This is a genomic window from Mesorhizobium sp. P3_A9 (assembly GCF_056402975.1).
Genome location: NZ_JBFUGJ010000019.1, coordinates 1 through 17,058 on the forward strand (window position 1 = coordinate 1; position 17,058 = coordinate 17,058).

Here is a 17,058-nt window from a genome sequence, read left to right on the forward strand (position 1 = left end):
CGATTTGACCGAGCAGATGGATGCCGCGGTCAACAGCCTGCGAATCGTGCTCGCCGCAGAGCAGAGCATCGCGCTCGGCAGGACGGTCGAGCTGGGCTGACGTCGGCGCCATCCCACTCATACGGCCGCTTCGCGGCCACCTTATCCCGGGGGGGGAGAAGTGAGGGAGCGGCAGAGCGAGACAGTCTCCACTCCCCTCGGGGAGAGGGCAGCCGAGGGAAGCGGTGGCTGGGTGAGGGTGAGACACTCAGATCCGATATGAAAGGAGTAGTACATGGCCGCTGTCACCGACAGTCTGTTGAAGACCTATGCCGAGTCCGATGCGCTGGACCTCGCTGGTCTCGTGCGCGGCGGCCAGGTTTCGCCGGCCGAGCTGGTCGAGGCGGCGATCACGCTGGTCGAGCGGCTCAATCCGGCGCTGAACGCGGTCATCCATCGGCTCTACGACATGGCGCGTGCGCAAGCGCAGACGGTCGACAAATCTGCGCCCTTCGCCGGCGTGCCGTTCCTGCTCAAGGAACTGGCCTCGTCCTGGACCGGCGCGCCCAACACCAATTCGTCTTTCTACCTGAAAGACGTCGTCGCCGACTTCGACACCGAGGTCGTTCGCCGCATGAAGGCGGCGGGGCTGGTGCTGGTCGGCAAGTCGAACGCGCCCGAAAACGGCTGGTCGATCACGACCGAACCAAAACTCTACGGCGTGACGAAGAACCCGTGGAAGGAAGGCATCACGCCGGGTGGTTCGAGCGGCGGCGCGGCTGCTGCAATCGCGTCGCGCATGGTGCCGATCGCGGAAGCCAGCGACGGCGCCGGCTCGATCCGTATCCCGGCCTCGTGCTGTGGCATTGTCGGGCTAAAACCGTCGCGCGGCCGCGTCAGCCTCGCGCCGTTCGGCGACTATTGGTATGGCGGCGCCTATTTTCTCTGCTGCTCGCGCACGGTGCGCGATACCGCGGCCTATCTCGACGCGGTGGCAGGTGCGCTGCCGGGAGACCCTTATACGCCGCCGGTGCCTGACAGCTCCTGGCTCAGCCTGTCGACACGGGCGCCGAAGAGGTTGCGCATCGGCTTTACTGTCACGCCGCCCAACGGCACCGCCATCGATCCAGAGGTGAAAGCGGCGGTGCTGGCGACGGTGGCCGCACTCGAGCGGCTGGGACACCAGGTCGAGGAACACGACATGCCCGTCGACGCCAACGGCGTCTGGGCGACCTACACCAACATGACCTGCGTGCAGACAGCGGCGACGTTCGACTACCTTGAAACGGTGATCGGCCGGCCTGTAACTCCAGGCGATGTCGAGGCGGTGACCTGGGCAATCATCGAGCGCGGCCGCGCGACCAGCGGCGTCAGGCATATCTCCGATGTCGAGCAGCTCCGGCAGATCGGCCGCGACATTGTCGGCGATCTCAACGCCTATGACCTCTTCGTCACGCCGACGCTGACGCAGCTGCCGCGCCCGTTCGGCTATTACGACATGTCGGAGACCGATCTCGACCGCTACAACGCCAAATGGGCGGATTCGGTGTTTGCCTTCCCCTTCAACATTTCGGGACAGCCGGCGATCTCGCTGCCGCTGGGATGGTCGAAAGACGGCGTGCCGATCGGCGTGCAACTGGTCGGCCGCTATGGCGACGAGGCGACGGTGCTGGCCGCGTCGGCGCAGTTGGAGCAGGAGATGCCTTGGAGGGATAGGCGGCCGGCGGTGAGTGCGTAAGTGCGTGGAACGGCGGGGCGGAGCGGTGAATAGCAAAGCATAGGAGGTCGCGCTCTACGGCGCCCCCCTCTGCCCTGCCGGACATCTCCCCCACAAGGGGGGAGATTGGCGGCTTCGGCGCTCCGCCTCTTCCTGCAACGTTGAAAATTGGCGAAGGCGGTTCCGATAAGCGATCTCCCCCCTCGTGGGGGAGATGCCCGGCAGGGCAGAGGGGGGCGCCGTAGAGTGCTAAGGGCGATAAGGACCAATACCCCCTACCCAACCATCTCCAGCCGCCTCGGCAGCCGGTTCATCACAACGGGTCCCTCCGCCGTGATCAGGAACTGGTCCTCGAGGTTGAAGCTGGCGAGGCCGTCTATGTAGAGCGGGATTTCGAAGGCCAGCACCATGCCGGCCTCGATCGCGACTTCGCTGTCGGCCGCAATGAACGGCCATTGCTCGGAAAACACCGATTGCCCGACGCTGTGGCCGAAATGGCCGCGGCGATAGGAGCGCAGGCCTTGCCGGACCAGGCTGTCGGTGGTGATGCGGTGTACGTAAGCGAGCGTGTTTCCGGGGATCAGCGCCGCCAGCCCGTCCTCGAAGGCGCGCTCGGCGATGGCGTGAAGCTCGGCCTGGTCGGCGGAAGGCGGCCCGAAGATGAAATTACGCGACATGTCGGAGGCGTAGCCGCCGACCGTGCAGACCATGTCGCATTTCAAGGGATCGCCGGCCACGGCCCTGGCATCGGCACCCTTGGCCCGGGCGCCCAGCGTCACATATTCGGCCGTGACGACCGGATGCGACAGGCCGGCGGCCGCATCGGCGACGCCTTTGCGGTAGAGCGCGACGAGGTCGGCCTGGCGCATGCCGGCCATCGCATCCACCTGCAAGCGCTCCAGCCCGGCTTCCGAGAGAAAAATACCTTGCTGCAAGAGATCGATCTCGCGCTGCGACTTGATGGCCCGCAGCCTATCCAGAACCGGTGAGCCGTCGACCATCGGGCAATCCGGCAGCAGCGCCTGGATGGCCGCGAAATCGGCGGCTGGAACAAAGTCGAGGTCGATGCCGAGCGTTGCGCGCGCCAGTCCGAATTCTTTCAGCAAAACCTGCACTTGGCGCACCGAGCCGGCGAGATCGAAGGTCGCTGGCCGCGAGAAATCCGTCGTGCGGCCAAGCGAGGTGAGGCCGGCCTCGATGCGCTCGGTCAGGGGAAGCCCGTAAGATGTATCGACAGGCGCGGATTCGATCCAGATCGGGTGCGAACGCACGACCGCTTCGGGCGCGGCGCTCCGCAGCTGCGCCGCGTTGAAGTCGGCGACGACAACGCCGATCGGCAAATCCTGCCGGGCCGGGATGACGACGAAGCCGCCGCCGGCGCGCCGGAACAGGCCGGCCGGGCCGATCCACGCACCGGTCGCATAGTGGAAGGCCTCGGGTGCCGAGAGCACAAGTGCTTCGATGCCGGCGCGTTGCATCAGTTGCGCGGCGCGCTGGCGGTCGACAAAGCCTGTCATGAAACCTCTCCGGATGTCCGAAGCGGCAACGGAGCATTGCGCAGAGCGACAATCAAGCCGGTTGCTCGCGGATGACGGTCTGCGGGCGCTTGCATTGGCAACATTCGGGATTGCCGAGGCCTCTCAACTTCGTCATCCACGGGTCTCCGCGACGCCGCTGCGCGGCTGCTCCGCCCGTGGATGACGAAGTGATAGGGCGTCGGCCAAGTTTGCCGTCGAAATCCCCTACTTGGTCGTCTCCAGCTTGGCGACGGCCGCGGTGAAGCCGGCGAGGGACACCGGGATGGTGACCGGCTTGCGGGTGACCGATTCCATGCCGATGTTCAGATTGGTTCCCGACTTCATCGCCTTGATCAGTTCCGGCGACAGCGGCGTGGCGGCATAGGCGCCGTTCTGGTCGCTGGTCTGGATAGCGATGACGACCTTCTGTCCCTGGTCGATCTGGTAGCTGACGCCGGACGGCAGGAACAGGCCGTGCGGCAAAGCGAGCAGCATGGCGAAGCTGCCATTGCCGTTGTCGCGGCGCACGGTCACCGTCAGCACACGCTGGCCTGTCTTGGCCTCGGTCAGGTTCTGCGACACCTGGCACCGAAGCTCGGAATTCGCCGAGCCGCTGGAGCAGTTCACGGCCCATGGATTGGCGTCGGCCGGCTTGGGTCCGGCCTCTTTGGCTTGAGGCTGTTTGGATTGGGATTCTTTGGCGGCATCCTCGGCAAGCGCCGGGCCAACAGAAGCCGACAGCAGCCACAGGGCAGCCGATGCCGCGACTATGCGGAGCAGATTAGCTTTCGCTAAAGTAATTGCCATGTTCTTTACGCCCCGCAGTTTTCCTTGCTCCGGCAGGTATTCTCCTGGAAAAGGCTTGATATCGCAATGGCGACTGCTCCGGAAGCCGACTCCCCGACCAAGCAAGCCGGCAAATTTACTGTGGCAATATCGCCACAGGACAGAAGTTTGAGGGCGGTCAACAACAGTCACAACATTCCGGACTCGCTATACAATAGAATTCGCGTAGAAATGAACGCGGGACGTGTAGTCCCAGAAGGACTCGCCAGGGATGGGAACTACCGAGAAGTCTCGGCAGGTTGGTGAGATGGCAGCGCGTGGGGGGGATTTCCACGTGCGTGCCGTCTATCGGCGTTCGCGAATTGTAAGTCATCTCTGGAAGACGACAGCGCTGACGACGCTGGCGCTTGGCCTTTCCGGCGTGGTTGCCTATGGCGACCCCGATGGGCTCTGGCAGCCGCAGATCCGCGCCATCATCGGTGCCGACAACAATGGCGGCAATGCCGCGCTCGAAGGCTTCATCCCGATCAAGCAGACGGCCGAATCGGTGCTGTTCCTGGATGTCAGGGCCAAGCACGATTTCAAGGATGCTTCCGGCCAGGACATCGGCCTCGGCATTCGCCGCATCGTCAATCCCGACCTGATGCTCGGCGGCTACGCCTATATCAACGTCGAGAACTACAACAGCACGCAGTTCACCGCCGGCACGCTGGGCGTCGAGGCGATCACGCCGAACTTCGACGCGCATGTGAACGTCTTCGTGCCGATCAAGGGCGACTCGACCGACCACTCGACCAGCTCGTCGCTGTCGATGGTCAGCAACCAACTGATCGAACAGATATCGGTGCTCGACCACCGCGACTACGCGGCCTGGGGCATCGAAGGCGAGATCGGCGCAAAGGTGCCGATCAACCTGCCCGACAAGCATTCGCTGCGGCTCGACATTGGCGGCTATCATTTCGAGGATCCGCACGGTGACGACGGCAGCGTCACCGGCGCCAAGGCCGGGTTCGAATACACGATCGGCGATGTCTTCGGGAGCGGCACCGAACTGGTGCTCGCCGGCGAGGTCCGCGACGACAATCGCGACCACACCCAGTTCGCCGGCAGCGTGCGGCTGAACATTCCGTTCAATCCCGGCCATGGCTCGGACACGACCGCGGCCATCGGTACGGACCCGATCTATCCGGTCAGCGAAGGCCTGCGCAAGCGCGTCAACGAGCGGGTGCGCGGCGACATCGGCGTCAGGATCCAGTCGCAGGAGTTGACCGGCGGCTCGACGACGCGCGTCGCCATCAACGCCGCCACCAATGCGGCCTTCGGAAAATTCTATTTTGCCGATGGTGGCCTGGCCGGAGCCGGCACGCAGGCCGACCCGACCACGCTGGACGACGCCGTCACCAAGGCCGGCAGCGGCGGTTTTGTCGTTGCGCTCGGCGGCAATGGCAATCTGACGACAGCCGGCGTGACGCTTGCCAACGGCCAGACCGTCATCGGTGGCGGCGAAAACGTCACCGCCAAGCTTTTCAACGGCAGCACGGCGACCTTCAATCTCGGCGGCAGCGACGGTACGATCCAGGGCACCAACGTCGCCAACAACGTCATCACGCTCGGCAACGGCAACACGCTGAACGGCATCACCATCACCGGCGGCGCCGACGGCATTTTCGGCAACAACGCCACCGGCACGACGCTGACCAATGTCACGGTGACGGGCGCCGGCCGCAATGGCGCCGAGTTCACCGGCAATTCGACCAATGTCAGCGCGTCCGGTTTCACCGCGACCGGCAACGGCCTCGACGGCCTGCACATCGAAGACAACGGCACCTACAATTTCACCGGCACGACATTGCTGCAGGGCAATCTCGACGATGGCCTTGATATCACCGGCCAGGGCACCTACACGTTCGCGACAGTCAATGCGCTGAACAATACCGATCGCGGCATTACCGTGCAGGGCACGTCGAGCGGCGGTACGTTCACCACCACCGGCGGCACCATTTCCGGCAATGGCGGCGTCGGCGTCTTCATCGACCCGATCACCGCCCATGTGGTGCTGGATTCGATCACCCAGACCGGCGGCACGTCCGGTGTGGTGCTCGACCATGTTTCGGGCAGCTTTACCGTCAACGGCGCGACGACGATTTCCAACACGACGGGACCGGCGATAGCCATTACCGATTCGCCGGCGACGATCCGCTTCGGCGACATCAACATCACCAATCCCGGCGCCGACGGCATCTCGTTCAGCGGCGTCAACGCGGCAGTGGTGGCCGGCAACATCGTCATTTCCGGCCTCGGCGTCGGCACCGGGCTCGATTTCTCCGGCAGCCAGACGAATTTCACCGCGCAGTCGCTCAACATCACTGGCTCCAATGCTGCCGGCACCATCGGCATCGACCTTGCCGACACCACCGGCGACGCCACGATCATCATCACCAATGGCGGTTCCATTTCGGGCGTCGACACCGGCGTGCGCCTTGGCATTACCGGTTCGCTGGCCCATTCGGCCAATGCCGAATTCAGCTTCGGCGGCGGCTCGATTGCCGGCATCACTGCTTCGCTCGACGCGCGCGGCCTCAACCAGACGCTCGGCCACTATGCGTTCGGCTCGACCACCTTCAGCGGCCCGCAGCTGTTCGACCAGCAGAATGTGATTTTCGTCGGCGCCGTCGGATCATCGGGTGATGGCTCTTCGACGTCGAGCCTGCTTGCGATCGACCAGGCCGACCTCGATACGGACGGCACCGCGATCTTCGTGCTGGTCAACGATGGCTCGCCGATCGATGCGTCGGGCGGTTTCTCGCTCAGCGACGGACAGACGCTGGCTTCCTTCGGCAATGGCCGCTCCTTCTCGCTTGGCGGCATTCCAATCAATGTCACCGGCGACAATGTCGAGCATGACCAGGTTGTCTCGGACCCGGGTGGCGCGGCAACGCTGACCAATTCCGGCGCCGGCGCCGTGGTGACGGCGGCCAATGGCAACTCGCTGCTCGACTTCAATATTTCGGGCGGATCCGGCGCTGGGATCAGCGCCTCCGGCGTCAACGGCCTGACCGTCCAGGGCGTGACGGTGAGCAGCGTCGCCACCGGCCTGTCGCTCAACAATTTCAGCGGCACCGGCACCTTCAACAATTTCGACGTCACCAGCGCCGGCACCGGCGTCAGCATCACCGGCGGCACCACCGGCACGTTGACTTTCGACGCGGCGAGCTCGATCGCCGGCACGACCGGCGTGGCGTTCAACATCGATAGCTCGACGCCGAACCTCACCTATAACGGCACCATCAACCAGACCGCTGCTGCCAGCGCGGTCAAGATCAACGCCATGACCGGCGGCAGTGCGACCTTCGGCGGCAAGATCATTGCCAGCACGGGTGCGGCCAATGCGATCGACCTGACCGGCAATGCCGGCGGCGCGATCAATTTCACCGGCGGTCTCGACCTGACCACGGACGGCGGCTTTGCCTTCAGCGCCATCAATGGCGGCACGCTGACGGTGACCGGGGCGGGCAATACGGTCAACACCGGCGCCGGCGCTACGGAAAACGGTATTCATCTCGGTGGCGCCAGTGGCCTGACGATCGGCGCGGCGGGCGTTACGTTCGCCAGCGTCACGGTCGATGGCTCCGGCGGCGCGGTGCAGAGCGGCATCGTCATCGAGAACACCAGTGGCGGCAATGTCACCTTCGGCGGCGTCGATATCAGCCGCGCCGGCACCGATGCCATCCGCCTCACCAACGTCGCCAGCGGCATCTACTCCTTCAACGGCACGACGACGATCGCGACGGCAGGCGGCACTGTCCCCGGCTTTGCGGTGCAGAACAGCGCGGCGACCGTCAACGTCAACAACCTGGTTACGACAGGTGTTGCCGGCGCCGATGTCAGCCTGACCAACAACACCGGCACGATTGGCATTGGCGGCACAATCACCAATTCCTTCACGGGTGACGGCGTCGTCGTCTCCGGCGGCAGCGCTGCCATCACTATCAGCGCTGCTATCAACAGCTCCGTGACCACGGGTGGCACGGCGGTCAAGGTCGACGGCACCACCGGCGGCTCAGTGGCCTTCAGCGGCGCGGTCACCTCGACCGGCACCGGCAATCTTTTCGCGATCGGCTCGATCACTGCGCCGACCGGCGGCGCGATCAGCTTCACCGGCTCGACACTGTCCGCGACAGGCGGCGGTGGCGCCGTCGTTGTCGGCCTTGCCGGCTCGGCCACGTTGAACGTCACAGCCCCGCTGTCGATCACCAATGCCACGAGCACCGGCCTAGCCGTCGCCAATGTCGCCAGCACCGCATCGGCGACCTTCGGAACGGTGACGGTAACGGGCGCCGGCGCCGACGGCATCGGCATCGGCAATAATGCCGGTTCAGTCACCTTCGGAACCACACAGATCACGCTGGGCACCACGGCTGGCACCGCCGGCATCAACTTCGCGCTCACCAATGCTGACGTCACCTTCGGCACGACGACCGTCAGCAATGTCGGCGCCAACCAGACCGGCATCGACTTCAGCGGTTCATCGACCACGGCCGATTTCGGCCTGACCACCATCACCGGCACCGGCGACCTCACCTCGCGCGGCATCGACCTGTCGTCGACGACAGGCAACAAGACCATCACCTTCCTGCAGGGCTCCAAGATCGACAATGTCGGCGTCGGCGTCGAACTGTCGTCGGGTGGCACCACGGCGACCTCGGCCAACGCCAACTTCACCTTCGGCGACGGCAATGCCGGTGACGGGCTGGAATCCACCATCATCGCCGCCAGCGGTGGCTACACCGTCAACACGATCGGGCTTGATCCGACGCTTGGCAATTATGATTTCGACGATGTCGCCTTCACCGGCAGCGCCCATCTGGCCAGCGCCGTTGGCGGCGTCATCATGGTTTCGCAGTCGGGGGGCGTGATCGCCGCCGGCACGGACGGGCTCAGCGCCGCGGTAACCACGATCTCGGTTGCCGCCGCCGATGCCATGGCCGGCACGCAGACCTTCGCCTTCGTTGGCACCGTCGATCTCAGCGGCACGCCGTTCACGCTCGATTCGGGACAGTCGATCACCGGATTCGGCAACAACACCTCCATCCTCACCTCCGGCACCATCCAGCCGGTCAATGTCCAGGGCAATCTCGGCGCCACCGGCGGCAACGTCACCGGCAATGAGGGCGTGGTCACCGGCACCGGCGACTTCCTGCACCTGCTCGGCAGCAACCAGGTGCGCAACACCGCCTTCGACTTCAACGGCGCCAGCGGCTCGGTCTTCACCGTTGACCAGAGCGCGGGCGGCTTCAACAATGCCGGCGGCATCGTCATCGAAGGTGTCACGGTCAGCAACGTTGCTGCCGGCCAGACGGCGTTCAAGGTCGCCGGCCTGGATTCGAACCTGTCGATCATCAACAACAACGTCAACGTTGCCGGCACGCTGCTCGACGTCGATGGCGGTGCCGGCAACATCACGGTCACGCGCGGCACCTTGCCCAACAGCGCGACACCGGGCACGCTGACCGGCGGCGGCATCTCGATCGCCAACCGCACCGGCGGCCTGGTCAACTTCACCGACAAGGTGACGGTCAACGGCAATGGTGTGTCGCTCACCGGCAATACGGGCTCTACGGTCACCTTCGCCGATCTGGACATCACCACCAACGGCGTGACGGCTTTCAGCGCCTCCGGCGGCGGTACGGTCAATGTCACGACCGGCACGATCAACGCCACGTCAGCACAAGCGGTTGATCTCGACGGCATCACGGCCGGCATCAACTTCGCCTCGACCAGCGTGACATTCGCTTCCGGCAACGGCATCGACCTGCAGAACCTGGCCGGCACGGCAAGCTTCGGTACCGGCACGCTGACCAACACCGGTTCGGGCACGTCGTTCAATGTCGGCTCGACCACCGCCGCCAGCGGCGGCACTGCTGCCATGTCCTACGGCGGCACGATTGCCACCAACGGCACCGGCGCCGCGGTTTCGATCCAGAGCATGACCGCCGGCTCGGTGACGCTGTCGGGCAATCTGACCGACAACAATGCGGCCGCCGGCGGCAACATCTTCGTTGCCGGCAACGATTCCACCACCATCACCTTCTCGGGCACGACCAAGCAGATCAGCTCGGGCACGGCCGACGGCGTCAATCTCGGCCTCCCCGGCGGTTGGCCGCTGGGCACGCCGACCCCCAACACGAACTCCGCCATCAACTTCACCAATGGCGGCCTCGACATCACGACGACAACGGGCGCGGGCTTCATAGCCATTGGCGACCTCGGCTCCTCGAGCTTTACCGTCACTGGCAGCGGCAACAAGATCAATTCCGGCGGCGACGGTCTGCTGGTGAACGGCGCCGATGTCGGCGCCGGCGGCGTCACCTTCGACAGTATCTCGGCGGTGTCCACGAGCGCCTTCGGCGGCGGCGCTGGCGTGTTCCTGTCAGGCATGACCCTGACGGGCGATGTCAACATTGGCGGGCTGAAGGATACCGGCTACATCGGCGCCTCGCTGTCCGCCCTGTTCGGCGCCGGTGTGGTCAATTTCACCGGCACGACCGATCTCGACACCAGCAACGAAGGGTTCGAGATCAGCGGCCAGGTCGGCACCATAAACATCGCCAATGTTGCTGGATCCACCCTGACCATCGACGGCAGCCAGGTCGGCATTGCGGCGGCCGTTCTCCAGACCGGGACCGTCAATGTCGGCGGCAATGGCGGCGTCGCCAGCATCGGCGCGACGACAAGCACCACCGGCTCGGCCATAGCTCTCTCTGGCGGCAACGACCTTATCAATGCGACGCTGAACTACAACGGTTCGATCAAGGTCGATACAGGCTCGGTGCTGCAAGCCGGCGGCGGTGACTGGACCCATCTGAACATGAGCGGTTCGGTTGTCTCGACAACGGCAATATCCGGGCCGGGGGCAGCAGCTTTCATCTTCAGCGGCAACGCCAACGGGCTCTACAATATTTCGAGCACGATCGATCATACCGGCACGGCCGTCGGCGTGCTGTTTGACGGATCGTCCGAGGGAACGGTCACCTTCTCCGGCACATCGAAGATCTTCAACACCAGCGGCGGCACCAACGACGCCATCGTCAAGGCCCCGAGCATCGGGGTGGGCGAAGGTACGGGCACGCTCGCGTTCACCAATGGCGGCCTGGTCATCACCACCAGCAGCGGCGCCGGCTTCACCGCCAGCACCTTCGGCGCCGGCACGATCAGCGTCAGCGGCGCCGGCAACACCATCACCACCGGCACGGGCACCGCGCTCAAGCTCGGCGACACGGCGGGCGCTACGGTTGGAGCGGCTGGCATCAATTTCGCTTCGATTTCGACCAGCGGTGCGGCGACCGGCATCTCGCTCAACAATGTCAGCGGCGGCACCCTCAATCTCGGCACGGTCAACTTGCAGGGCGTCACCACGACCGGCGTCGACATTTCCGGCACGCTCGGCTCGGCACTGAATTTCACCAGCCTGAACATCGGGCTCAACGCCGCCAATGCGGTCGGCCTGGACCTCAACGGCGCGGCACTCGGCGCGAGCAACATCACCGCGGGCGATTTCGATGTCGACGGCGGCAGCTTCGCCGGCACGATCGGCATCGACATGGCCGGCACCACCGGCACCGGCACGATCCAGCTCGGCGACACCGTCAACAACAACCCGGCCGGCCAGACCTCGACCATCGCCAATGTCGGCTATGGCGTGCAGTTCTCCAGCGCCACCAATGCCAAGCTGGTGTTCGGCGACGGCGCCGGCCCGGTCGAATCGTCGATCGCGACCACCGGCGGCCAGGCCATCCACGCCACCGACAGTTTGCCGACGAACGGCGATTACAATTTCAACGACGTCAATTTCACCGGCGACATTTCGAACCTGTCGTCGATCAGCGTCTACTATGTCACCGAAGGCGGCACCGGCGACGGCAGCCTCGCCAATCCGGGCAGCTATATCGGAGCGCAGGCGTCGACCGCCAATGTCGTGGTGCTGATCGACAAGAACGTCAACGGAGCCCAGGAAACCATCGACCTGAGCGGCACGACGTTCAGCCTTGATGACGGGCAGGTGCTGCTCGCCTTCAAGAGCGGCGATGCGGCCGTCGATGTTTCGCAGCTTGGCGTCGACACCAGCGCCGGCGCCTCCGCCGCGTTCCACTTCACCACGGTGCAGAATTCGCCGATCATCTCGGCGCCGGGCGGTATCGATTCGCTGCGGCCGGTGCTGCAGAGCAACAACGCCACCTCGGTGATTAATTTTGCGACATCAGGCACCGGCATCTTCACCGGCGGCATCGAAAACCTGATCGTCCGCAATACCGGCAGCGGCGCGGGCGTTGCCGTCAATGCGACGAGCGCCTCCAGTTTCTTCCTCAGGAACAACGACATCGCGGCCGGCGGCAACGCGCTCAGCCTCGGCACGACGGGTGGCACGGCCGACATGCTGCAACTCAGCATCGACGGCAACACTTTCCAGCGCACCAGCGCCGGGGCTGCCGTCTCGCTCAGTGGCCAGAACCTGTCCGCGACGACGAATTCCATCCTGGTCAATTCGTTTGCCGGCAACACGGTGACCGGCGGCACCGGCGGCGGCATCCTGTTCAGCAACGTTCACTTCAGCGGCGCCGCGGGCGGCACGCTGACGGTCGGCACCACGGGCGCGCGCGTTCAGGGCGACGGCCTGAGCTTCGTCAATCCGATCGGCACGCTGAACCTCACCACGCTCAACGTCGCCAACAATTCCGGCACAGGCGTCCTGGTCAACACCAAGGGCGCCGGCACGGCCTTCTCGCTGAACAACACCGGCGGCGTGGTCGACACGACGGGCGGTGCCGCGTTCAATCTCGATCCGCTGACCGTTGCCATGACGTTCGGCAGCGTCACCGCCACTGGTGGCGCCAGCGGCATCATCTTCGACGATGTCGCCGGCACCTTCACCGTCACCGGCGCGACGACCGTCACCGGCACGACGGGCTTCGGCATCGATGCCATCAACACCAACACCGGCACGTTCAATTTCAACACGGTGACGGTGAACAACACCGCCACGGCCGGCGGCGGCATCCATGTCGCAACCGGCACGCTCAACGTCACCGGGCTCGCCAACATCGACACGTCAACCGGCACCGGCGTCTCGCAAGGCACGGGCTCGACCAGCTTCACCGGCGGCCTGACCATCGACACGTCAAGCGGCGACGGCTTCCTCGGCATCAACGCCGGCTCGATCATCGTGAGCGGAGCCGGCAACACGATCACCACGGCAACCGGCCGGATCGTATCGTTGCAGACCGCAACGATCGGCGCCGGCGGCATGACATTCGACACGCTGAAGGCGACGGGAACGGTCGGCATCGGCGCCGGCGTACAACTCGCCACGGTCTCGGGCGGCACCTTCAACGGCGGCGCCCTTTCCGTCGCCGGCACAAGCAACAATGGGCTGATAGTTCAGAACAGCACGTCGTCAGCGGTCAATTTCAACAGCGTGGTCGTCAGTTCGGCAAGCGCCAACGGCATCTATGTCGTCAACGGCGTTACCGGCCCGGTCACCATCGGCACGGTGACGATAGACAATACGGGTACCGCCGGCGTGCGCGTTGAGAACACGTCCGGCACGATCAACATCAATGGCGGTTCGATCGGCGCCACCAACGACCCGACCGGCTCCGCCGTCCAGGTCGTCGGCGGCGCCGCGACCTTGAACGTCGTCGCTTCGCTCACCAAGACCACCGCAGGCAAGATTGTCGACATCTCCGGCGTTACCGGCGGTACGGTCACCCTGTCCGGCGCGCTCAGCGCCAACACCGCCAGCGACAACGGCATCTACGTCCACGGCAACACCGGCGGCACCTTCAATTTCAACGGCGCCATGACGCTTGCCACGGGCACCAATCAGGCCGTCAATCTGGATACCAATGTTGGCGCCACCGTCAATTTCGCCGGCGGCATGGGTATCACCACCACCTCCGGCCTTGGCTTCGGCGCCACCGGTGGCGGCACGATCAACGTCACCGGCACCAACACGATCCTGACGAGCTTCGGCGGCCAGATCCTGGCCTGGAACGGCATGACCATCGGCGGCAGCGGCGCCACATTCAGCACGCTGACGGCGCAGACCAAGGTCGCAGGCACAAACGATGCGGTCAATTTGACCAATGTCGGCGGCGGTATCTTCAATGGCGGCACGCTCAGCGTCCCGGGTGGAACCAATTCCTTCGGCCTGTTCCTCAACGGCACCAGCGCAACGGTGAACTTCGCCAAGGTGACGATCGCAAATCAGACGGGCACGGCAACCGGCGGCGGCATCAGGATCGACAACAACACCGGCGCGGTGACGATCAGCGACAATACGAGCCTGATCGGCGGCTTCGGCGCCGTGCAGGATATCGGCATCGACATCAATGGCGGCTCCGGCAACGTCACCATCGCGGCGTCGGTGTCGAAGGGAACCGTTGCCAACAACGTCGTCCAGATCAGCGGCCGTACCGCTGGAACCGTGACGCTCAGCGGAACCCTGAGCGCAGACCAGAGTGTCGGCACCGCCAATGGCATCGACGTCAGCAACAACACCGGCGGCACGATCACTTTCTCCGGCGCCGGCAGCGCGCTGAACACTGGAACCACCACCGCCGTCAACCTGGCCAACAACACCGGCGCGACGGTGAACTTCACCGGCGGCGGCCTGGCGATCACCACCACCAGCGCCACGGGCTTCAGCGCGACCGGTGGCGGCACCATCAATGTCACCGGCGCAGGCAACACCATCCAGACATCGTCGGGTCAGATCCTGAACTGGAACGGCGTCGCCGTCGGCGCCAGCGGCGTCAATTTCAGCTCGCTGCACTCGACCGCTTCGGTCGCCGCCGACGCGATCAACCTGACCGGTGTGACCGGCGGCACATTCAATGGCGGCGCTGTCACTGTAGCCGGCACGTCCGCCGGCGGCGACGGCATCGAGATCAACGGCTCGAGCGCCACATTCAACTTTGCCTCCGCCACGATCGCGGCGACCGCCGGCAACGGCATCCTGCTCAGCGGCGCCAACGGCGCGGTGACCTTCACGACGGTGACGATCGACAACACGACGCTGGCCGGCATCAGGATCGACAACAACACCAATGCGGTCAATGTGAATGGCGGCTCGATCGGTGCGACGAACGACCCGACCGACGTCGGCGTCGACATCAATGGCGGCACGGGCGCCGTCACCATCGCCGCGTCGGTGGCCAAGACCACGGCCGGCAATGTCGTCCAGGTCAGTGGCCGTACTGCCGGAACGGTTGCTTTCAGCGGCAATCTGAGCGCGACTGGCGCCGTCGCCAACGGCATCGACGTCAGCGGCAATTCCGGCACGGCGGTGATCAATTTCTCGGGCGCCAGCAAGACGCTGACCACCGGCGCCGGCACCGCCGTCAACCTGACCAGCAACACCGGCGCGACGGTCAACTTCACCGGCGGCGCTCTGGTCATCAACACCACCGGCGGCACCGGCTTCAACGCCACCGGCGGCGGCACGGTGACGGTGCAAGGCACCGGCAACTCGATCACGTCGACAACCGGCACGGCGCTCAACATCGCCAACACGACGATTGGCTCGGGCAACGTGACGTTCCAGAGCATCACATCCACGGCCTCGAGCGGCAATGCCGGCATCGTCCTCGACACGACCGGTTCCAGCGGTGGGCTGAAGGTGACCGGTATCGGCACGACGGCAGGCTCGGGCGGCACGATCTCGAACAAGACCGGCGCCGATATCCTGAACGGGTCGGACGCCAGTGGCCAGACCACGTCCGGAACCAACGGCACCGGCATCTTCCTGCGCAACACGGCGAACGTGTCGCTGGCCAACATGCAGCTCAATGATTTCTCGAACTTCGCCGTCTACGGCAACACCGTGACCAATTTCACGATGACCGGCACGACCATCAACGGCACCAACGGTTCCAACAATGCCGGCGATCTTGAAGAGGCCTCGATCCGCTTCGACAACCTGCTCGGTACCTCTTCGATCACCAGTTCCAACATCAGCGGCGGTTACTGGGGCAACGTCGCCCTCTGGAACACCAGCGGCACGCTGACGCGGCTGACGATGGACAGCAACACGTTTGGCCTGGTCAATGCGACGGGTGGGAACACCAACGTCATTGGACAGGTGTACAACAGCGCGATCGCCAACTACACGGTGACGAACAGCACCTTCGCCGGTACGCGCGCCGACTTCATCGCCTTCCTTGCCAACAACAATTCAGCGATGGATGCGGTCGTACGCAGCAATACGTTCCACAATGGCCAGGCGATCGTACCCGGCGGCGGCACGGCGGTCGACATCCGCAGCGGATCCGGCGGCTTGGCCTCGGCGGCGACGACGACCTTCGATATCTCGCACAATATTCTGACGGATGGCGGGGCCAATGCCTTCGACACGGTCGGCATCTTCGTCGCCAAGGGCCAGGACAATGGCACCATGTCGGGCACGATTGCCAGCAACTCGATTGGGCCTTCGAAGCTGAATTCCAATTCCGATGGCATTTTCGTGCGCTCGGCAGGCACCGGCACGCTGACAACTCTGATCCAGAACAACACCATCACCGGTGTCGGCAACGTCGGCATCCATCTGCAGAACAATGACGGCAGCGCGACGATGAATGCTTCGATCTACGGCAACATCGTATCGTCGCCGACGAGCTCGTTCCCATTTGCCGCGCTGCTGGTCGACAATGGCGCAACCGCGACCGACACCAGCACGACGAATGTCGTCATCGGCACAGGCACTGGAGGCGCGGGCAGCAAGAATACGCTGACGCACAACGCTCTCTATGCGGTCGATGTTTCGCTGAGCAATTTCAACGCCAGCACACACCTCAACCTTTCCAGGAACGGCTCGGCCCAGAGCACCGCTCAAGGTGTCATCACCGACGACAACAATGGTTCTCCGATCGTGGACACGACCGGCGGCAACGGGGCGATCACATTTGTCAACACGTTGCCGGCATTGCCGGCGGTCGTCGCGCCATAAGCTTTCGGGCCGGCTTCAACCGGAAGCCGGCTACTTTTTAATAAAAGCCAAGTTAA

At 64.5% G+C, this 17,058-nt stretch carries 4 protein-coding genes; 2 read left to right on the plus strand and 2 right to left on the minus strand.

Annotated features, from left to right (window positions below; genetic code table 11):
- The first annotated feature begins 274 nt into the window (after positions 1-274).
- Positions 275-1,717: an amidase gene (locus AC1DX0_RS05670; protein ID WP_477223923.1), complete on the plus strand. Its 1,443-nt coding sequence runs from the start codon at positions 275-277 to the stop codon at positions 1,715-1,717.
- 254 nt (positions 1,718-1,971) lie between these two features.
- Here AC1DX0_RS05670 and AC1DX0_RS05675 read toward each other — a convergent pair whose 3' ends face one another.
- Together AC1DX0_RS05675 and AC1DX0_RS05680 are read right to left on the minus strand one after the other, a co-directional pair.
- The gene (locus tag AC1DX0_RS05675) at positions 1,972-3,213 is read right to left on the minus strand and encodes a M24 family metallopeptidase (protein ID WP_477223924.1); all 1,242 of its coding nucleotides are present in this window, start codon (positions 3,211-3,213) and stop codon (positions 1,972-1,974) included.
- A 225-nt stretch (positions 3,214-3,438) separates the two neighbouring features.
- Entirely contained in the window at positions 3,439-4,020 is a 582-nt protein-coding gene (locus AC1DX0_RS05680; protein WP_477223925.1) for an invasion associated locus B family protein, read from the minus strand.
- A 286-nt stretch (positions 4,021-4,306) separates the two neighbouring features.
- On the opposite strand from AC1DX0_RS05680, the gene AC1DX0_RS05685 reads away from it, so the two are divergent.
- A complete protein-coding gene (locus AC1DX0_RS05685) occupies positions 4,307-17,002 on the plus strand; it encodes a beta strand repeat-containing protein (protein ID WP_477223926.1) in 12,696 nt (4,231 codons plus the stop codon).
- Positions 17,003-17,058: the final 56 nt, after the last annotated feature.